Here is a 19495-nt window from a genome sequence, read left to right as displayed (position 1 = left end):
CCGGGTCTATTTTGATGTCTCGCTGGTCACAAATCGCGTGCCTTTTCCTTTTCTTATTGGTTTATTTTCCTGTGCAGGCGAGCGAGGTATTACGGCAATTGCGTGCCGATCTGGCGCAGGGGCAACTGAACGTATTATTGCTGCGCCAGGATATCGTGCGGTTGCCTACAGTGGCCATTAAGCCGTGGGTTAAGGCGCAGTCCATCGACCGGTTTGCCATTACCGGCTTCAATGAAAACGACCGCCGTTTTGCCGCCCGAGTGCGGTTGCATTTTCCTGACGGCGATATCAGTTTTTTACGCCTTGAAGGCATGGCCGCAAATCCCTACACCTTGACTGACTGGTATGACTACAGTTCCGGTTTGCAACTAACGGCATTGTTGGAAAAGCGCCGCTGGTTGCAGAGCGAACGTGGCAAGGCATTTCTTGCTCAATTGGGGGCAGCACCGGGCTTACCCGACCTAGCTAATTTGGCCGAAGGGCGCCCAGCAGCGCTGAAACTGTGGCTGACCCAATGCCTGGGTAAACCTTGTGAGCGTGTTGCTGCTGCCCACCAGCTTGAATCGGAACAACCGATGATTTGGTTACTTCGCAGGGGGATTGCCAGCGGCGATATGGGGCAATACCAGCAACAGCATAACGTTCTGATTAATGCCTTGGGTGATGATGCCTATTTATGGTGGCTTGAAGGTCAGTATGCATTGAGCTACCAGCAATGTGGCTGGCTCGCCGGCCCGTTGCGGACGGCCTGGCAGCGCCATCAGGAGGTGGTGCCGCTGGCTGATGTGGCATTGCAGTGCACCTTGACTGAAACCCCAAAAGCGACAAATTTCGGGACCGCATTAACTCAGCAGTTGAGCATCGAAACGATTATGGGTTCAGTGAATGCATTTTTTGCGGCGCACAACCGCCCGTTACCAAAAGCCTGGAGGCAGTGGGCTCAGTCACATTCTGAAGCTTCCCTGTCTTCTCATCAGGAGTAGCATTTATGCGCGTATCGGAACTGGCGAAACAGGCTAAAACCACGGCTGAAACGGTTCGCCACTATACGAATATTGGTTTGTTATCGCCCAGTCGTGACAGCCATAACGGCTATCGTTATTACCGCGCTGAGGACTTGCGGTTGTTACGCTTTGCACTAAAAGCTCGTTCTCTAGGTTTTACCCTCAGCGATATTCAGTCCCTGATCCACGCATCCCGTGAAGGGGAGACCCCTTGCGGTCAGGTTCGCACTTTAATTGAAGACCGGCTAAATCAGGTAGAAACCCGAATCACTGAGCTGCAGGCGCTTAGTGACCGCATGCGTGATGCTATGGAGCAATGGCAGGGGGCACCGGATTGTCGGCTGGATGATGGTCGAGTGTGCGGGTTGATTGACTCATTTGTGGGGGATGAGGATTCAGAGCCGAGCCCTGATAGCAACTAAAAAGCCTGCCCCGTAGTAAAGTTGGGCAGGCTCTTTAGTTAGCAGTGAGGCAACAGGTCAATTTTGCTGTGTTTTGCCTGCCGTTTGTTTTGAACCCTTATTGGTGTCCGTCTTTTCGTCACGTTTATGGGTTTTTGACTCGTTTTTGTCCTCTGATTTATTTGCAGTGGCTACCTTTTCGGCGGCCGCCTCTGCACGAGCTTCAGCCTTTTTTTCTTCCTTGGCAGCATCTTCTTTTACTAACCCGAGAATGTACCAGCCGGCTTTGGGCTCGGGGCTTTCTTCCGCAGAGAACACAACAATATGTTCGCGGGGATCAATGGCAAATAATGGCCAAACTTGGCGTCCTGGTGTTTCGTTGTAAGCCTGAAAACTAAATTCTTCAGTCAGCCGCGTTTTACGAATTTCTGCGCCTTGGCTGAGCAGGCTGGCTAGGCGGGCATAGGTCATGTCGGGAGCGAAGAGGGTGGCACCACGGTGCTCCGGGGCGACCTCATGCTTCACTTCCTTTTCCGTTTTTTGCGTGGGCAGGCTAAAGATGTTTTGCTCTCCGAATTCCAGCCGGTAGCGCATGGTCGCCATAGTGTTGAGCTCTCGCCGAGGGCTTAACCCCAGCAGTTTTCCGTAACCAACGAGATCCAAATATTGGTCAGCGTGCTGTGAGACCGGGTTTCCATAAAAGGTTCCTAGTCCTTCCATACGGGCAGAACGGATGGATTCCCAACTGGAATCCGTGACCACGACCGGGTATTGGTTCTTCTGCAAGGCAGCGCCAATGGCACGGGCCACCGGGTTAGCACCGATAATCAGGAAACCGCGTGGCGCCGGCTCTGCTACTTTCAGCAGGCGAGCCAGTGGACGGGCGGTGAGACTCTGTAATGCCACCGTGCCGATAATCACCATGAAGGTAAGTGGCACCAGTTTCTCGGCACCGGGAACACCGTTTTGCTGTAACCGTTCGGCGAACAGGGCCGAGATCGCCGCGGCGACAATGCCCCGTGGTGCAATCCAGGCGAGCAGTGATTTTTCACGCCAATTCAGTGAGGAGCCAAGAGTAGATAACCATACTGACAATGGCCGAGCAACGAACTGAATAATCACTAAAACCGCCAGAGCGGTAGCACCGAGTTGACTGAGTTCGCTCATTTCCAATCGTGCGGCAAGCACGATAAAGAGACCGGAAATCAGCATCACTGATAGGTTTTCTTTGAAGTGGAGAATGTCGTCGGTGCGCACGCCTTTGCGGTTAGCCAACACGATCCCGGTTACGGTAACCGCAACCAGTCCGGATTCCTCACTCAGGCCATTGGCTAAAACAAACTCACCAATGATGGACGACAGCACCAGAAAGCTGCGCAAGTATTCAGGGATTAGATGCCGACGCAACAACTCGGCCAAGCCGAAAGCCACAGCACAACCGATGGCTGCTCCCACGCCGATTGTCTGGAAGAACAGCCACAGCGTGTGCAGTATGGCCCCATCTTGGCCGCTGGCCACCACCAACTCGTAGGCCAATACAGCAAAAATAGCGCCCAAGGGATCGATAACGATGCCTTCCCAACGCAGCAATCGAGATACGCTGCTTACTGGGCGGACACTGCGTAGCAGAGGAACAATAACGGTTGGGCCTGTCACCACGACCAGCGCACCAAAAAGTAAAGCTAGACCCAAGGGGAGTTTTAGCACCCACCAAGCAGAGACGGTAACAATGCTCCAGGTGACTAAGGCACCCCAAGTAACAAGCCGGCGAACGGTTTTTTCCAAGCCGCGAATTTCATCGAAGCGCAGTGTCATGGCGCCTTCGAACAGAATGATAGAGACCGCCAGGGATACACCGGGAAGTAGCAAATCACCGAACAGTTCTTTGGGTTGTAGTACACCCCAAAGCGGGCCAAGCGCCAAACCGGTAAGCAGCAATGGCAAAATGGCAGGGAGTTTGATTCTCCAAGACAGCCATTGGCAGAGAAAAGCGACCACAGTGATAATGGCTAGCTGGAAAGGGACACTTAAATCCATGAAGTTCCTAGGTGATTAGACGGTTCCGCAACCCTCGTGCACGCCACTAAGCATCGGGCAGGCATGCTAACGTAGCTCATGGCAAAGTGGGGTTGGAGATGATTTCCTTGCCGAGCGTTGGCGCATTATGCCTGATTGTTCGGGCCGGTAAATGCGTATTCTGGCTGAAGCAGCGGCTTAGTGTACCGTGGCTTGCCCTATTGAGTGCAATGATAGCTACTGATGCATAATAGGTTATTAATAATAAAACTGAATTAGATTCATTGAGTAACTGAAAGCCCACAGCGATTACGTTACCATCCTGCCGGATTATGTGTTCACTCAGGCTTTGAGAATAGGCCTTCCATCAGTCTTGATGCATGACGCATCGCCGGACCTCGAAACTGTATCAGGATGTACCCATGCAAACTCTTTCTCCCGGCCGCTTGGCATTTCTGCTTGCCTCGTTGGTGGCGCTGGGGCCATTGGCCATTGATACCTATTTACCTGCATTACTGGCCATGTCCGGGCATTTTGCGGTGGAAATCCACGCTGTCGAAGTCTCGGTGAGTGTCTATGTGTTGGGTGTGGCGGCAGGCCAGTGGTTGGGTGGGCCGCTTTCTGATCAGTTTGGCCGCAAGCCGGTAGCCTATGTGGGGCTGTGTCTGTTCATTCTCGGCTGCTTAAGTATCCCGCTGTCATCCAGTATCGACATGCTTTATGTGCTGCGTTTTTTACAAGCCCTGGGCGGCGGCGCCACCGTGGTGATCGCCGCCGCCTCGGTGCGAGACCACTTCACAGGTAAGGAGGCAGCTAAGGTCATGACCACTATTGGCCTGGTTATGCTGATGGCGCCGCTACTTGCTCCAGCACTGGGGGCGCTGCTGCTTAAGCTTTTTGGCTGGCAGAGCATTTTCTACATGCTGGCCCTCTACGGGTTGATGCTGTTCGGTATTGTGCGATTTATGCTGCCCAGTGTGGCGGTGAAGCCCAGTGGTGAGCCCCTGCGCCAACGCATGTTCCTGGCTTATGGCCGGGTATTGCGCAATCGCCCGGCCATGGGTTTTATTTTGGCCAATGGCCTAGCGTTTGCAGCCTTATTTACCTTCATTACCGATGCGGCGTTTCTTTACATGGAGTATTTCCGCATTAGCCCGGAAGCGTTTCCACTGTATTTCGGAGCCAACGTAGTAACCATGCTGGGCATGAACCGGTTGAATGTCTTGTTGCTGCGCCGCTATACCAGCGCCTCAATTATGCGCGTGGCGCTGGCGCTACAAATGACCGCGTGTGTGACGCTGCTGGTGTTAACGTTAGCAGGCTTGCTGACCTTGTGGTTGGTGGTGCCGTTAATTATGGTGGCGGCCGGCATGGTGGCACTGATCATGCCCAACGGCATCGCCAGCTTCCTAGACTTGTTTGACCACGATAGTGGAGCTGCCACTGGCTTGAACGGCGCTTTGCAATTTTTGCTCGCGGGCCTTATTGGCATCGTGCTCGGCATACTCCACGACGGCAGTACGCTGCCCATGACCGCTTTGATGGCCACCAGTAGCGTGGCCGCTTGGGCTGCCTTTTCGTTAGTGGCTCGTCGCTGATGCTTTGGGCATCAGCGGTGGTGCTAGCAAAGCGGCCAGTGTGACTAGAGCGGCGATACTCCAGGGCAGTAGCAGCCAGGGGCTTAGCGGTAGCTGGCTGTCGAACAGGCGCATGCCCAATGGAATCAATGCGGCCAGATGAATCAAATTGGCTAATAGCGCCGCACCACCGAACAGATAGAACGCCTGTAGTGCGGCGGTCTTACGCAGTAAGGCACGGCGCCCGCCAATAACCACCAGCAAGTGATTATCGCGCCGCAAGGTATCGGTCATCGCCAACAGCGCGGCCATAAGCACCAGCAATGCGGCCAGTAACAGCAACACACCCACCACAAAAGCGGCGCGGCTAGCTTGGCCAATGATGTCTTGGAGCGTGGCGAGGATGGCATTCACGTCCAGCAGGCTGATCTGTGGAAATTTCTGCACCAGCCCTCCCAGCTCCGCTTGCTGCACTTGGGGCAGAAAAAAACTGGTAATCCAGGTGCGGCTCTGGGCTTTCAACGTGTCCGGCGAGAAGATGAAATAGAAATTGGGCGCAAAGCTTTCCCAATCCACCTCTCGCAGGCCTACCACCGTGGCGTTAATGGCTGGCCCGGGGCCAGTGAAGGTGAGTGAATCGCCCAACTCAAGGCCCAGCGATTCAGCCAATTTGGTTTCCACCGTAACTTCGTCTTGCCCGGTTGCCCAGCGGCCGTCGGTAAGCTTGTTGCTCTCGGGCAGACGTGCAGCTTGGGTAAGCGACAGATCCCGGTTTAGGGCCCGCTCGGCACGGTCTTGTTCTTTGGTAACGGCGTCGCGCACCGGCTGATCGTTTATCTCGGTAAGGCGTGCCCGAACGACTGGATAGAGTGGCTGGGCTTCACTGTTATGGTCCGTAAGCCAGTTCTTGAAATCGTCAATATCCTGATCAAACAAGTTGATGACGAAATAATTGGGGGCTTGCTCAGGCAATGTTGCCCGCCAGTCACCGAGCAGCTCGCGCCCAGTCTGAACCGACAGGGATAACACGGAGAGGGAAATAATCAGCGCGGCCAACAAGGGTAGGGTAGCCGCTTTGCGACGGCTGAGCCTGCGCAAAGCCAGCCGGCCAGCGAGACCAAGCCGGGCACTGAAGCGGTCCATCAGCATTACCAGCGGCCACAGAATTATCGGCAAGCCGAGTGATACCGCAAGGGTAAGTAGCAGCAGTGGCCAGAGTGCGGCCAGGGAGCCGGTCATGATGGCGGCCAGTGGAATCGGGGTGAGGATAGCGATAAGCAGCACACGTCGCCCCAGCCTGGCGGGCGCCTCGCGGCCGCTGAGCAAAGCCGTAGCGGGCAACGACAGGCTGACCCACAGGGTCGGGGCGGCGAAGCCAAGCCAGAGCAGCACAGGCCCCACCAGCCCCCAGACTACGGGGGTGACAAACAGGCCATCTGCTCCTAGTAAGGCTGCGAGTTGCCAGCCTACCAGCACCGCCAACCCGACCCCGGCAAGAATCGGCAGTAGCAGAGCCAGCACATCGCCACCCAGTAATCGCCGGACGATTTGCTGTTGTCGGGCGCCCACTGTTTTCATGACGGCACACAGTGTCTGTTGTTGCCGTGCGCGGTGGCTGGCGGTGAGATAAATGGCCGCAGCGCACAACAGCACCACTAACATCACCGCCAATTGTGACCAGAGGAACATCTGCTCAACCGGGCCTTGGCTGCGCAGTTCTGTGGTGCCCACGGTTTCAATGGATTGGTCCGAACGTAGGGTGTCGCTGAGTTGTTTATCTAGCACGGTTCGCTGGGCATCATCCGCTGCCACCAATAGGTGGTGACGATAGCGGCTGCCCGGGCCAAGCACTGCGGTGCTTTCAAGGTCCGCCAGGTGAATCAGCGCGCGTGGGTTCATGCTATAAAAGCCCGCCTGCTGGTCCGGCTCCTGCACTAGCACTTTGGTGATGAGAAAACTGCGTTCACCAAGGGTAATAAACTCGCCGGTTTTTAAACCCAGCCGGTCCAGCGCCTGACCTGCCAGCCAGACGGTACCGGACTTTGGGCCATGTCCTATTGGGTAAGGTTCGCTGAATCGACTATCGCTGACGGATAGTTCGCCATAGAGCGGGAAATCCTCGGATAAAGCCCGAATGCTGGCGAGCAGGAATTGATCGTTGTTGATCAGTACGCTGGAAAAACTTACTGCCTGAGCATGGCGAAGGTCAGCTACTGCCTGTTGTTGGGAGGGCTCTGGAAAGCGGGTCCCTTCCAGTATCCAGTCAGCGCCTAATGCAACCGCCGTGCGCTGGTTAAAACGCTGGTCCACGCTGTCGCGTAGAATCAGCATGGCGGTCATGGCGAAAGCGGCTACCAGTAAGGCAATCGCTTGCACTCGAAAAGCAGGAGAACGCCAGGGTTTAAACACTGAGCCGGCCCTCCGCCAGGCAAACCGAGCGCTCACAGCGTGCCGCCAGTTGAGGGTCGTGGGTGACCAGCACTAACGCGGTTTTCTGTTCTGCATTCAGCGAAAACAATAAATCGGCCACATGCTCGCCGTTGGCGAAATCCAGGCTGCCGGTGGGTTCGTCGGCAAACAGTAGCGCCGGGGAGACCACAAAAGCCCGGGCCAGGGCGACGCGCTGTTGTTCGCCGCCAGAAAGTTGTGCCGGGAAGTGGTGCTGACGACGCCCCAGCCCCACCTGTTCCAACCAGTGCATAGCCTGTTCCCGGCGATGGTCACGGTTGAGTATTTCCAACGGTAACATCACATTCTCTAGCGCAGTTAAATCATTGATTAGCTGAAAATGCTGGAAGACAAAACCGCATTGCTCGCCGCGCAATCGTGCCCGCTCATCTTCATTGGCCTGGCTGAATGAGACACCGCCCAGTTGCACGTCACCGCTGGTGGGTACATCGAGACCAGCGAGTAATGACAGTAGAGTGGACTTGCCGGAACCGGAAGGGCCGGTAATTGCAAGGCTGTCACCGGCATTGACTTCAAGCGTGATACCCTGCAACAAATCGAGCCCGCCCTCTGGGCCTTGAACACGCTTACAAAGATTGTGGGCAAGCAAAACGGGAGACGTTGTATTCATGGCAAGATATCTTCTGCTGGTTCAGTTGTTGTGCCTGGCGGCATCCGTTCATGCCAATGGCGTGCTGATACTGGGCGATAGTATCAGTGCTGCCTACGGGATTGAAAAATCATCTGGCTGGGTTGCCCTTATGGACCGACAGCTGAAGGAAAGGTGCCCGGATTTTCCAGTGATTAATGCATCGGTAAGCGGGGAAACTACTGCTGGCGGTAAAGCACGGTTGCCGACGCTTCTGGCTCGCCACAAGCCGGATCTGGTGGTGGTGGAACTAGGAGGTAACGATGGTCTGCGTGGCCTGTCTCCCATGGTCATGGCCAGCAACCTTAAGCAGATGATCTCACTCTCGCGGCAGGCAGAGGCCGACGTGGTGTTGTTGGGCATGCGCATCCCCCCCAACTATGGGCAGCAATATACGGCCTTGTTTGAACGGCAATACCGTGACGTTGCGCAGTCCACCTCGGTACCTTGGGTACCTTTTTTTCTGGAGGGTGTGATCGAGCAGGGATGGATGCAGGGCGATGGCATTCACCCAACGATTGAAGCACAGCCATTACTATTGGAAACCGCGCTGTCGGTTATTGAGCCGCAATTACCGTCACGGTGCCGTAGCCATATCAGTACCGAAACCGAGTGAAAAACATGTTGAATCTGGGGACCTCATGGCAGGGAATACTGGACTACTGGTTTCAGGATGGCATGGAGCTAGGCTGGCCATCAGGCAAGGTGACAAGGCAGTGGTTCGCGGCGACCGCAGGCGATGACGCAGAAATTGAGTATCACTTTGGGGCTTTGGTGGAAGCTGCGCTACGCCAAGAGCTGGTTGACTGGGAGCGCAATCCTGCTGGTCGGTTGGCGCTAATCATTTTGCTGGATCAGTTTACGCGCAATATTTATCGAGGGCAGGCTGAGGCTTTTAGTGGCGATCATCGGGCGGCCACCTTGGCCATCGAAGGGCTGTCGCGCCAGATGCACAGCAAGCTACCCCTGTGTGGGCAGGTGTTTTTTGTTATGCCGCTGATGCATGCCGAAGATGAAGGTTTGCAAGAGCAATGCCTCACATCATTGGAAGTGATCCAAGCACATGCCCCCCAGCCATTGGCACATCATGTGGACGGCTCATTGAAGTCAGCCCGACAGCACTTGCAGATAATACAGACGTTTGGGCGTTTCCCGCACCGAAACCGGGCGCTTGGCCGGGACAGTACAGTACAAGAGCTGCGTTTCTTGGAAACTAGCTCAGGTTTTGGGCAGTAGGGGCGACCGGGTTTCGCAGAATTGTATCGACTCTATCGCCTCTTCAAGACGGCTCTTGCTGTATCAACCATCTCCACCGGCTAGGTGGGCAGGTGCTTACCCTTGTCAGGTTGCGCACGAATATCGTCGATGATGGTATCTGTAAGCGCAGCCCTGTCTTTTTTTGAACGCGCAAACTCGATTTCTGCCACCTTGTCTGCCCCACACCTCATCGTTTCGACTCAGCGTGGTCACGACCATTGGCATCTACAATGGCCAACAGGGCTGGTGGCTGCTACTGAAATGATGGCCTATGAATAATGGCGATCATAACAATGTAGCCCCATGGACCTTTCAGCTTACGAACATCATTCGCGAAACAACCCATGGGAACGCCTGCGAGTTAGGGGCGGAACCATTGCTGTCTTTTCAGTCCTTAAAAGGGCGGTTAGGTCGAGGTAACCGATTACGCATTGCCCGGCTCCAGCACTGCGATGGCATGATGTAGCCGTGCCTTGATCGCAGTAGACACCGGCAACGCGTGGTCTGCTAGCAATCGCTGCATCTCTTCTCGGGCGTCAAACTGCTGTCGTTTCATCGCTCCGGGTAGCTGCTCTAGTTGCCATTGCAAGCGACGCTGGCGCTCTAGTTCTGGGCTAGGCACGCCGGCCAAGGCTTCAAAGGCCACCGCTAAGGTGAGGGCATCGTCACTTTCCTCGTTTCCGGCAGTTTCCGGCAAGCCCGCGACGGCATTGCGCAATTGCTGCCACTGTTGCCAGCGGCTGAGTTGCTGGAGGCGTTCACTGGCGCGGCGTTTGAGCTGTTGAGCTTTGCGAACCAAGGGTTGCGGGAGCTCGCCACCAAGATGTTCATCCACTGCGGCCGATGCGCGGCTCAAATTGTCTGCGCTGTCGTCCGTGAAAGGTTGAGCCAGGCAGTCTTCAAGCGCGCTGATATGTGTGGCCAGTGTTTGTCCCGCTTGTTCCTGCCGTTTTCGGTGGGCGGCCATATCCCGATTGCGAGCATCGAAAAGCGCGTCCATGGTTTTACGAAACTGCTTTTGCAAAGCCCTGTGCTGTGCGGGAGGTAGCCAGGCTGATTGTCGCCAGCGTTTCTGGATGGCTTGTGCTTCGCGGGTTGCCTGTTGGGGATCATCAAGCTCCATTAGAGCACGAGCCTGATCAAGCAACTGTTTACGTTCGTTCTCCGCTTTCTCAATATAGCCATTTAACTGTTCGTCGAGCTGGGCCAGCAGAGCGGAAAAGCGTTTCTGAATATCCCGTGCATCGGTAAAGCGAATGGGGTGCAGGGCCTTCCAGTCTTTGGGAGCCTGCTGACGAATTTGCCAGACGCCGTGCCAATCCGCTTTTTCCCAGTTCTGCACGGTAATAAAGTTATCCAGTTGTTGGCAAAGTGTCTGACGCTTTTCCAGATTGCTGGCCTTGATAGCATCCAGCTCAGCAAAATGTGCACGACAAGGCTGGTAGGCCTTATCGGATGCTTCTTTGAATCGGGCCCAGAGAGACTGGTCCTCATCTTGGTCCGAACTCATCAGCGAGCGCCACTCGTCGTGGAGAGCCTGAGTGGCAGTGGCAAGCTCGGGGGCATCCATGGTGGTGCCATCAAGGGCTTCCATTTGCTCACACAGCGCCACTTTTTTCGGTTCGGCGGCAAAGCGGTGCCAGTCTTGCAATTCCGCCCGGCGCGCGGCTAATTTGCTTAATTCGGCACTAAGAGCATCGTCATTGTGGGTGTCGATAATCGTCTGAGCCCTATGCCAAAGGCGGTTCGCATGGCGCAGGTTACCCTGGCGAAGCTCTCGTTTGAGAGCTACTAATAGACCTCTGTGTGGCTGTGCAGGCTTGGCCCGCTCGGGCTCGGCTGTTTCAGCAGTATCGTCTTTTTTACGGGTGCGCAGTGCGAGTAATGCGGATGGCGGCTGGTACTCTTTCGGCCAGCGTGTTGCTAATTCTGTCAATGTTTCTTGTGAGTCTGCGGCATTGATGTCGGTGGCCAGTGTGAGCAGTTGCTCGAACGCGGTCACCAAATCGTTGAACGCCATGCGGTCTTGATCGAGCGCCTGAGCGTGTTCGTCCGCACTATTCCAGCGGCGACGCTGAGTCGCCAATGCTGAGCGCATTTCGCCTAAGTGATGATCCCAGGTTTCCGGCGTAGCTTGGCTCAATAATTGAAATAGAGTATGGGCGGCAGCTTCACGCTCTGCTTTAGCGGTTTCAGCAAGAGCCTGTTGGCGTGTCTGCTCTTGCGATTCGGTCAGCTGGTTACGACATTGATGCAGCGCTTGTTGGATCCGTGAGGCAATATCCGCTGAGGCTTGGGGTGAAAGCTGTCGCCATTGCTGTTCTAGCTGCTCCAGCTGGGGTCCGTAAAGGGCATCCACGCGCCGTCGGGCATGCTGCTCCAGGCGGTCTGCAAGGTGGTAGACCTTAACGGTTTCCCTCTCAGTTTGTTGCTGTTGTTGTTGGAGCTCACGGGCTTGATCTCGAGCCAAACGAGTAACCCGCTTGTCGCGACCGTGTTTAGCTAGGCGTTTGAGCAGGGAGAGAGAGCTGATGTTCTGCACGCAAGCAACACGCAGGGCTTGCGTGGGGGCATCCAGGGCCAACTGGTAGAGTACGGCTTCGTCGCTGAGCCGTTCAAGGGCCGCCATGCGGCTGTGCATGTCCGGGCTATGAGCCGCAACATGGGCAAGCACGTCCTGATTATCGGTAAGGCGAATCAGGCGAAGGCGAGTGTCGCTGTTGGGTGAGTCATCCGTGGTGCCTGCTAGCAACGACATAATGCGCATGGAGGCCGCTTCACGAACGGATGGTGTTTCATCACGCTGATGGACTTCGTCTAGCGCGGCAAAATCAGTGAGCTTAGCGGTGGCTGCAGCGCGTACTAACGCACTGGCATCGCCTCGTGCCAGTTGATGAAGCAGGTCGGCATCGTTGCTGTGGTCAAGCTGCTCAATGGCTTTGAGTCGAATCTCGGGCTTGGCGTGTTGCCAGCGGGGTTTTAGGAATCGGCCAAACATATAAAGTCTCAAAATGCGCCAGATGCCCGACGCTAGATTTCTCAAGCGTGCGGCGTTTTGCTTTCCAATAATGCGTCTTTTTCGGCCCAGAGTTCGCCAATCCATTGTTGAAAACGTGCGCGGAATGCCGCGTCGTCTTCATAGTTGCCCTCTGAGGCCCAGGCGGGAATAACGCGTTGCTGCACAACGATTTCAACCTCGTCCATTGCGCCGCCAAGGAAGGCTAGCAACGAGCGAGGTGTGCCCGGGGGGTAGATAATGGTCACATCAAGCAGATTTCGCAAATGCCCGGACATGGCATTGAGAGTAAAGGCAGCACCGCCGGCCTTGGGTTTCAGTAGGTGGCGATATGGTGAGCCTTGCTTTACCTGCTTTTCTGTATCAAAGCGGGTGCCTTCAAAGAAATTCATCACTGATGTAGGGAAATACGCAAATTTTTCGCAGGCCTTGCGTGTGGTTTCAAGGTCTTTGCCTTTTAGTGATGGGTTCTTTTCCAGCTCAGCTTTGCTGTAGCGTTTCATAAAAGGGAAGTCTAGCGCCCACCAGGCTAAACCAAGTAGGGGGACCTTGATTAATTCCTGTTTCAAAAAGAATTTTAGAAAGGGTATCTGGCGATTGGATATGCGTTGCAGCACGAGAATGTCCGCCCAGGACTGATGGTTACAGGTCACCAGGTACCACTGATCTTTGCTTGGCGCATCCATGCCGCTGATCCGCCACTTTATCTGGCTGGTCAATGCAATAATGGCGTTATTGTTGGCAATCCAGGTTTCTGCAATGACCACGAGGATTCGGGACAAGAGAATCTGTGCCTTTTCGAAGCGAAGCACTAACCTCAATAAAGCGAAAGCATACAATGGTAGACAGAGTAAAAAGGTGTTGATCAGGATGCCGATAAGGGCAAGGATACCCCGGATTTTGTGCCAAATGGTCATAGCGCGTTTCGTTCAGTCAACGTGAATGGGCATGCTACCCAATGGTAAACGCCTTGTCTCGTGTCTGTTTCGCTCAAATGCCCATTTGTCACTGTAGGATTTCGCATATGACTTCACGCAGCTATGCTGCGCTCATGGGGATAATGGCACGACGTTTATTGGCTTTTTTGCTTCTGCTTTGGGTATCCGCAGCCTCGTTGCCGAGCTACGCCCAGAAAACAGAGCACGGCAATCCTGAGCAAACTGTTGCCGTGCAGGGCGCTGGGGGCTTGCCCGAAGAAAGTCTGACCGAACCCGTTTCCGAGTCGCCCCCGAGGCCGTTGGAGTCAAACCCGTGCGGCCATCTTTCCGGTGAAACCGGTTGGGTGGATAGAACCCATGACTGGATGTCGCGCACGGTGTGTGGGCCGACTCGCTGGGTGGATGGTTTCTTTATCGGGTCCAATGAAATTGATGAGGAGCAGCCCGGCACCCAGCTCAGAATCATTGGTGCCAGCCGTTGGCAGGACAACGATGATGATGGGCGCGAAATAAAAATTCGCGCCAGAGTGGAACTGCCCAATGCTCAAGAGCGGTTAAGTCTGCTCTTCCAGAATGACGATGATGCCGGTAACGACCTAAGCAATGATCTAGACAGCCGACCAGAAGATGTAGGCAATGACTCCGGTGGCTTCCGCGCGGCGTTGCGTTGGGTCACCAAGATGCCCGATCGCATGAATCTAGATTTGGATGCAGGGTTGCGTTCTGAAATCACCGCTTTCGTGCGGGCCCGGTATCGCTGGCGCACCCCTTTGCCTGGCAGCAACATGTATTTCCATTTTACCCAGAAAGGTTACTGGGAAGACCCAGAAGGCTTTGGGATTAATTCTCTGTTTGAGCTGGATCGGCCACTGACGCAACTGTCTACCATTCGCTTCAGTAGTGAATATGAGCTGACAGAAGAAAATAACGCACTGAATCGTGACTGGTATTTCAATCAGGCCGTGAGCCTTTATACGCGCCTGGGTAAGCAATCGGGAATTGGTTATTCCGTGGGCTTTGACGGGTTTACCGACCCCATTGCGGCCATTGAAACTTGGCGAACCAGCGTACGTTTCCGAACGAGCATCTGGCGCCCTTGGTTTTTCTATGAAATAGAGCCGTATGTATTTTGGCCGCGTTCACTAGGCTATGAAGGCATTGCGGGTATTGTTCTGAGAGTAGAGATTCAGGCCGGACTGCCGGTTTGGGAAAATCCGAAATAAGCGGTCTTGCTGGTGGAAGAAGGGATATGCGGCCCGGATTGCCCGGGCCGCATTGGTTTAATTTGCCCAGCCGCTTCGCTGGCGACGGCCAGAACGTGAGCGCATTAGTACACCGGCGATTAAACCGGCAATCAGAATGCCCACACCGGTGATCCACTGTTGCGAAGTGTTATTATTTCGCAGCATTACGTTCTCACCCTTAACTTGGTCAAGCTCGGAGCGAAGTAGGCTGAGTTCTTCGTTCAGGCGGCGGTTGGCTTGATCTAGGCGAATTGGATCAGAGGCTACTTCCTGTAGCTGTTCCAGCTCATTACTGCGTGAGCTCAGAGCATTCTTCAGCTCGCTGGATTGCTCAGACAGGGCATCTCGCTCGCCCTTGATTTGGGCCAGCTGGGTGCGCAATTTCGCCACTTCGGCCTTGGCTTGCTCGCTGGCCTGGGTGGCGCGCTCGAGACGAATCGCGGCAGTGGGGCTCTGGCTCAGATACTGTTTACCGATATATCCCTCGGTGTCGCCATAGCGAATTTTTGCCCAGTCACCTTCGAATCCGAGAAATTCAATACGGGTACCACTTTTGATGCCGCGGTGGAGGATACGGCCACTGGGGTTTGCAGCGGCTCGAATGGGCACATAAATACTGTCATCTACCCAAGCCGCAGAGGCGAGGGCAGAGCTGGATGCGCCCAGCAGAGCCAGTACACAGAATAATCTAGCGAGCATCGGTCACTCCTTGAAGTCAGGCCGCGCAGTCTAAAGAAGTCATTGGGGTAGCGGCGCTACCATAATCACATTTCGCCGCGCTGACCGTGGTGTCTTTGTAAAAAAAGGCAAATTGCCAGGATCTGTCAGCCTGCTGTGTGCCGTCGATTCAGGGCAGAACGCGCTTGAAGGGCTTCACAACAACGTTGGCATAGACGCCAGCATCGATATATGGATCTGCATCCGCCCAGGCTTGGGCATCGGCCAGCGACTCAAATTCTGCAACAACCAGTGATCCGCAAAAGCCTGCTTCTCCGGGCTCGTTGCTATCGATGGCTGGGTGAGGCCCAGCCAGTTCCAGTCGACCTTGATCACGTAAGGATTCCAATCTTGCTAGGTGAGCAGGGCGGGCCTGTTGCCGTAACGGCAAGGAGTTCGGGCTATCTTCACTGATGATCGCGTACAGCATGGTCTTCCTTTTTGTCGTTGTCGGAGGAGGGCGGCTGATTGTTCCGGCCAGCTGGTTTTTCCTGTTTCATTATCCGTTTGCGATCTTCTTCAGGCATTTTCTTAAATACATAGGCGAACATGCTGATATAGAAGATTATTTGCAAGGCAGTAAAGCCAAATAATTTGAAGTTAACCCAGAAGTCGGTGCTGAAGTTGAAGGCGATGTACAGATTAAGTGCACCGATAAAAACAAAGTAAAGTACGAACGCGATATTGAGAAAAGACCAGTCTTTGCGCGATAGCGCCACCACAAAGCCAAGGCCAGACACCATTAACGACTCACATAAACGCTGGAGTAGATTGCGCTCACGCAGGAAATGGCCCAGCAGCAGCACGCCACCCAGTGTGAAACTGATGATGGAAGGACGCCATTTGATAAAGACATCATTATTAAAAAACAGGGTCATTGAGCCGAAGATCAAGGTGATGACGAAGACGATCAAATGCATTTTTTGCACTTTGCGCCAGATCAGCCAACCTAAAGTGACCTGAAGTGTCGTGGCAATCAGGATGCCCCAAGTGGCGAGCATGATATCCCGGCCGCTGAGAAAGTAGAGCCCGAAAAAGACAATTACCGGAAGGTAATCAAGTAGTTGCTTCATTAACAGCGCCTTATCCTGTGCCGTGCGGTAGCAGAATGCGAATGATATGGTGGCACGACCAGCCATTCACAGGGCAACGATGGTAACGGCATCAGGCAGGCAATTCACCCTGCCGCCCTGCATTATTTTTCGTCTTACTGTGGTAGCGTAATCGACCCGATTTTTCCACGGCGGTTCCGGTATCCGCCACACAATCCGCAAAACAACCTGATAAACAGTCCTTATGACCGCGTGTTTTGATCTGCACTGCCACAGCCTAGCCTCCGATGGGACCTTGTCGCCCACTGACCTAGTGGCGAGGGCCGCAGACTATGGGGTGACGCACCTGGCCCTGACCGATCACGATACGCTTCGCGGCTTGGAAGAAGCCCACCAGGCAGCGCAGGCGCGGGGGCTAACCTTGATTAATGGTATCGAATTGTCCGTTCGCCATGACAACCGGGAATTCCATATTCTAGGTTTGTGGGTCGATGTGGCTAGTGCTGCTTTACAGGCGCGGGTCAGCGCCCAAAATGAAGCCCGCATCAATCGAGCCCGTGAAATTGGTCGCCGGCTGGATAAGGCTGCCGGATTGGCTAACAGCTATGAGCGCGCCTGCGAATTGGCAAGTAGTGATGCCCCTGGTCGCCCTTGGTTTGCCAAATTACTTGAGCAGACCGGACGGGTTCGAAACCACCGTCATGCTTTTAATCGCTTCCTCAAACAGGGGCAGTCGGCCTTTGTGGCCACGCCTTGGTGCACTCTGGAAGAGGGTATTGACGCGATTCATGCTGCAGGCGGAACGGCAGTGCTCGCCCACCCCCATGCCTACAATATGACCCGCAAGCGGTTAAGGCACTTTCTCGGCCAGTTCAAAGCTGGCGGCGGTGATGGCTTGGAAGTGGCCATGCCAGGATTGACGCCCCACCAGCAGGCATTGCTCGATGAGTGTTGGCAGCATTTCGACCTAAAGGTGTCTGCAGGCTCTGATTTTCATTCGCCAGAGCAGCGCTGGTTGGCTCTGGGCAGGCTGCCGCCGGTCCCTGCGGGTGCCACTCCGGTCTGGGAGGGCCGTTACTGAGCCGTATTCACTGGAGTACGCCGCCCCTTTGGATGGATGAGATAAGATTCAGCTCAGCAGATTTATCTCCAATGCGGCTTGCGCCTCTCTGCTGTGGCCCTCAGAATTGTCACCATGACTGAAACGCTATATATCCATCCTGAAACACCTCAACCACGCCTGATTCGCCAAGCTGTTGAGGTTATCCGCGGTGGCGGGCTAATTGCCTACCCCACCGATACAACCTATGCGCTAGGTTGTGGCATTGGCGAAAAAAACGCTCTTGATCGCCTGATTCGGCTTCGTCAGCTGGACAAAAAGCACGAATTTACCTTGTTGTGCCATGACCTTTCAGCCCTGGCAATCTATGCCAAGGTAGATAACCCTGATTATCGTCTGCTCAAAGCGCACACCCCAGGACCTTATACTTTCATCTTGCAGGGAACGACGGAAGTTCCTCGACGTCTGATGCATCCCAAGAAACGCACCATTGGCATCCGTGTCCCTGATCATGCTATTTGCCAAGCTTTGCTGGCTGAGCATGGTGAGCCGATCATGACTTCAACATGCCACCTGCCAAACGATGAGTTCCCGCTCACCGACCCCCAGGATGTCCGTGATTTCCTAGACCACCATGTGGATCTGGTTATCGATGGTGGTTTTTGTGGCACGGTGGAGACCACGGTGATTTCCTTGTCCCAAGGTGAGGGACCAGAGGTCGTGCGTGAAGGGGCGGGGCCAATCGACGCCATCTATTAGCGAAAATAGTTGTGATTTGCTCATGGTTTGAGCAGTCATTGACAAGTCGCTGTCCCTCACGGCGAGGTTCACCGTATAATCGTGGGCTTTCCCCGCAGCATTCCCAATGGAATGCCACCTATTGGGTATAAGGAGTTGGCTTTGAGTTCCGTGGTTCCCTCCCAGCGAGTTGTTTCGGGCATGCGCGCTACAGGCCGCTTGCATCTGGGGCACTACCATGGCGTGTTGAAAAACTGGGCACGTCTGCAGCATGAGTTTGAGTGTTTCTTCTTTGTAGCAGACTGGCACGGACTCACCACCGAGTATGAAAACCCGCACCAGATCGAACAGCATGTCTGGGACCTAGTGATTGACTGGCTCGCCGCCGGTGTTAACCCGGGGTCAGCCACGCTGTTTATTCAGAGCCAAGTGCCTGAGCATGCCGAACTGCATTTGTTGCTGTCGATGATGACACCGTTGTCCTGGCTAGAACGGGTACCGACTTATAAAGACCAGCAAGAAAAGTTACGAGAGAAAGATCTCAGCACGTATGGTTTTCTTGGCTATCCTTTACTGCAATCTGCGGACATCTTAGCGTACCGCGCTGGCCAAGTGCCGGTGGGCGCGGATCAGGTGGCGCACGTGGAGTTAACCCGGGAGGTGGCTCGACGATTTAACCATCTTTATGGTCGGGAGCCGGGCTTCGAAGAAGCTGTGGATGCCGCCATCAAGAAAATGGGCAAGAAACAGTCGAAGATTTACTTGAATCATCGCCGCCAGTATCAGGAGAAGGGCGACGAAGCCGCGTTGGAAACCGCTCGAGCTCTGGTGGACAGTCAACAGAATATTACTCTCGGTGATAAAGAACGTTTGTTTGGCGACCTTGAAGGTGGCGGCAAGGTGATCCTGCCAGAACCCCAGGCATTGTTAACGCAGGCATCTAAAATGCCCGGCCTGGATGGGCAAAAAATGTCCAAATCCTACGGTAATTTCATCAGCATGCGAGAAGAGCCTGCTGATGTAGACAGCAAGATTCGACGCATGCCAACGGACCCCGCGAGAGTGCGGCGTACCGACCCTGGCAACCCAGATAATTGTCCGGTATGGCAGTTCCACATGGTGTACTCAGACGACACCACACGCCAGTGGGTGCGTGAGGGTTGCACCAGTGCAGGCATTGGCTGCCTAGATTGCAAAAAACCAATTATTGAAGCGGTTCAGGAAGAATTGGAGCCTATTCGTAAGCGCGCGGAAGAGCATCTACGTAATCCAGACTTGGTGCGCACCATCGTGGCAGAAGGCTGCGAGGAAGCCCGCGAAGCCGCTCGAGCAACCCTCGAAGAAGTGCGATCAGTCATGGGGCTGAATTACCGCTAGG

The 19495-nt window shown here is 54.6% G+C and carries 17 protein-coding genes; 9 read left to right on the top strand and 8 right to left on the bottom strand.

Features of this window, described 5'->3' with window-relative positions; genetic code table 11:
* The first annotated feature begins 71 nt into the window (after positions 1 to 71).
* A complete protein-coding gene (locus ABO_RS07285) occupies positions 72 to 983 on the top strand; it encodes a hypothetical protein (protein WP_186326989.1) in 912 nt (303 codons plus the stop codon).
* 5 nt (positions 984 to 988) lie between these two features.
* Positions 989 to 1426 (top strand): MerR family transcriptional regulator, encoded by a 438-nt coding sequence (locus ABO_RS07280; RefSeq protein ID WP_011588686.1) that lies wholly within the window; start codon positions 989 to 991, stop codon positions 1424 to 1426.
* Positions 1427 to 1483: 57 nt separating this feature from the next.
* Here the strand turns inward: ABO_RS07280 and ABO_RS07275 are convergent, their stop codons facing one another.
* Positions 1484 to 3442, bottom strand: coding sequence for a cation:proton antiporter (locus tag ABO_RS07275; protein ID WP_011588685.1), 1959 nt, complete (start codon positions 3440 to 3442; stop codon positions 1484 to 1486).
* Positions 3443 to 3843: 401 nt separating this feature from the next.
* On the opposite strand from ABO_RS07275, the gene ABO_RS07270 reads away from it, so the two are divergent.
* Complete coding sequence (locus tag ABO_RS07270; protein ID WP_035460384.1) at positions 3844 to 5019, top strand: multidrug effflux MFS transporter; 1176 nt, start codon at positions 3844 to 3846, stop codon at positions 5017 to 5019.
* Here the strand turns inward: ABO_RS07270 and ABO_RS07265 are convergent.
* The gene (locus tag ABO_RS07265; RefSeq protein ID WP_011588683.1) at positions 5002 to 7407 is read right to left on the bottom strand and encodes an ABC transporter permease; all 2406 of its coding nucleotides are present in this window, start codon (positions 7405 to 7407) and stop codon (positions 5002 to 5004) included. The genes ABO_RS07270 and ABO_RS07265 overlap by 18 nt on opposite strands.
* On the bottom strand, positions 7400 to 8077 hold the full coding sequence (locus ABO_RS07260) for an ABC transporter ATP-binding protein (protein ID WP_011588682.1): 678 nt from the start codon (positions 8075 to 8077) through the stop codon (positions 7400 to 7402). The genes ABO_RS07265 and ABO_RS07260 overlap by 8 nt, the downstream gene beginning before the upstream one ends.
* Here ABO_RS07260 and ABO_RS07255 point away from each other — a divergent pair.
* A complete protein-coding gene (locus tag ABO_RS07255) occupies positions 8076 to 8711 on the top strand; it encodes an arylesterase (protein WP_035460388.1) in 636 nt (211 codons plus the stop codon). The genes ABO_RS07260 and ABO_RS07255 overlap by 2 nt on opposite strands.
* Before the next feature lie 5 nt (positions 8712 to 8716).
* Positions 8717 to 9331, top strand: a complete 615-nt coding sequence (locus ABO_RS07250; protein ID WP_035460389.1) for a DUF924 family protein — start codon at positions 8717 to 8719, stop codon at positions 9329 to 9331.
* 445 nt (positions 9332 to 9776) lie between these two features.
* On the opposite strand, the gene ABO_RS07245 is transcribed toward ABO_RS07250, so the two are convergent.
* Together ABO_RS07245 and ABO_RS07240 are read right to left on the bottom strand one after the other, a co-directional pair.
* Positions 9777 to 12350, bottom strand: coding sequence for a DUF349 domain-containing protein (locus ABO_RS07245; protein ID WP_041704947.1), 2574 nt, complete (start codon positions 12348 to 12350; stop codon positions 9777 to 9779).
* Positions 12351 to 12391: 41 nt separating this feature from the next.
* Positions 12392 to 13285, bottom strand: a complete 894-nt coding sequence (locus ABO_RS07240) for an acyltransferase (RefSeq protein ID WP_011588678.1) — start codon at positions 13283 to 13285, stop codon at positions 12392 to 12394.
* A gap of 107 nt (positions 13286 to 13392) precedes the next feature.
* Between ABO_RS07240 and ABO_RS07235 the strand changes: the two genes are divergently transcribed.
* Positions 13393 to 14529 (top strand): hypothetical protein, encoded by a 1137-nt coding sequence (locus ABO_RS07235; RefSeq protein ID WP_186326988.1) that lies wholly within the window; start codon positions 13393 to 13395, stop codon positions 14527 to 14529.
* Positions 14530 to 14586: 57 nt separating this feature from the next.
* Here the strand turns inward: ABO_RS07235 and ABO_RS07230 are convergent, their stop codons facing one another.
* From ABO_RS07230 to ABO_RS07220, 3 genes are all read right to left on the bottom strand, one after another.
* Positions 14587 to 15249 (bottom strand): TIGR04211 family SH3 domain-containing protein, encoded by a 663-nt coding sequence (locus tag ABO_RS07230; RefSeq protein WP_011588676.1) that lies wholly within the window; start codon positions 15247 to 15249, stop codon positions 14587 to 14589.
* Positions 15250 to 15397: 148 nt separating this feature from the next.
* Positions 15398 to 15697, bottom strand: coding sequence for a YciI family protein (locus tag ABO_RS07225; RefSeq protein ID WP_011588675.1), 300 nt, complete (start codon positions 15695 to 15697; stop codon positions 15398 to 15400).
* On the bottom strand, positions 15675 to 16340 hold the full coding sequence (locus ABO_RS07220) for an inner membrane-spanning protein YciB (RefSeq protein WP_035460393.1): 666 nt from the start codon (positions 16338 to 16340) through the stop codon (positions 15675 to 15677). Before ABO_RS07220 ends, ABO_RS07225 begins: the two co-directional genes overlap by 23 nt.
* A gap of 223 nt (positions 16341 to 16563) precedes the next feature.
* On the opposite strand from ABO_RS07220, the gene ABO_RS07215 reads away from it, so the two are divergent.
* From ABO_RS07215 to ABO_RS07205, 3 genes are all read left to right on the top strand, one after another.
* On the top strand, positions 16564 to 17400 hold the full coding sequence (locus ABO_RS07215; protein ID WP_011588673.1) for a PHP domain-containing protein: 837 nt from the start codon (positions 16564 to 16566) through the stop codon (positions 17398 to 17400).
* 114 nt (positions 17401 to 17514) lie between these two features.
* A complete protein-coding gene (locus ABO_RS07210) occupies positions 17515 to 18138 on the top strand; it encodes an L-threonylcarbamoyladenylate synthase (protein WP_011588672.1) in 624 nt (207 codons plus the stop codon).
* Between the two features lie 141 nt (positions 18139 to 18279).
* Positions 18280 to 19494, top strand: a complete 1215-nt coding sequence (locus ABO_RS07205; protein WP_197017555.1) for a tryptophan--tRNA ligase — start codon at positions 18280 to 18282, stop codon at positions 19492 to 19494.
* The last annotated feature ends 1 nt before the right edge of the window (position 19495 follow it).

The sequence above is a fragment of the Alcanivorax borkumensis SK2 genome, from assembly GCF_000009365.1.
GTDB lineage: Bacteria > Pseudomonadota > Gammaproteobacteria > Pseudomonadales > Alcanivoracaceae > Alcanivorax > Alcanivorax borkumensis.
The sequence above is the reverse complement of the archived record's forward strand: the minus strand, read 5'-3'. Positions and strand labels throughout refer to the sequence as shown.

Bases quoted from the DNA above. Each gene is read 5' to 3' on its own strand.
- ABO_RS07280 (WP_011588686.1), top strand. From the start codon at position 989: ATGCGCGTATCGGAACTGGCGAAACAGGCTAAAACCACGGCTGAAACG.
- ABO_RS07275 (WP_011588685.1), bottom strand. From the start codon at position 3,442: ATGGATTTAAGTGTCCCTTTCCAGCTAGCCATTATCACTGTGGTCGCT.
- ABO_RS07270 (WP_035460384.1), top strand. From the start codon at position 3,844: ATGCAAACTCTTTCTCCCGGCCGCTTGGCATTTCTGCTTGCCTCGTTG.
- ABO_RS07255 (WP_035460388.1), top strand. From the start codon at position 8,076: ATGGCAAGATATCTTCTGCTGGTTCAGTTGTTGTGCCTGGCGGCATCC.
- ABO_RS07260 (WP_011588682.1), bottom strand. From the start codon at position 8,077: ATGAATACAACGTCTCCCGTTTTGCTTGCCCACAATCTTTGTAAGCGT.
- ABO_RS07250 (WP_035460389.1), top strand. From the start codon at position 8,717: ATGTTGAATCTGGGGACCTCATGGCAGGGAATACTGGACTACTGGTTT.
- ABO_RS07245 (WP_041704947.1), bottom strand. From the start codon at position 12,350: ATGTTTGGCCGATTCCTAAAACCCCGCTGGCAACACGCCAAGCCCGAG.
- ABO_RS07240 (WP_011588678.1), bottom strand. From the start codon at position 13,285: ATGACCATTTGGCACAAAATCCGGGGTATCCTTGCCCTTATCGGCATC.
- ABO_RS07235 (WP_186326988.1), top strand. From the start codon at position 13,393: ATGACTTCACGCAGCTATGCTGCGCTCATGGGGATAATGGCACGACGT.
- ABO_RS07230 (WP_011588676.1), bottom strand. From the start codon at position 15,249: ATGCTCGCTAGATTATTCTGTGTACTGGCTCTGCTGGGCGCATCCAGC.
- ABO_RS07225 (WP_011588675.1), bottom strand. From the start codon at position 15,697: ATGCTGTACGCGATCATCAGTGAAGATAGCCCGAACTCCTTGCCGTTA.
- ABO_RS07220 (WP_035460393.1), bottom strand. From the start codon at position 16,340: ATGAAGCAACTACTTGATTACCTTCCGGTAATTGTCTTTTTCGGGCTC.
- ABO_RS07215 (WP_011588673.1), top strand. From the start codon at position 16,564: ATGACCGCGTGTTTTGATCTGCACTGCCACAGCCTAGCCTCCGATGGG.
- ABO_RS07210 (WP_011588672.1), top strand. From the start codon at position 17,515: ATGACTGAAACGCTATATATCCATCCTGAAACACCTCAACCACGCCTG.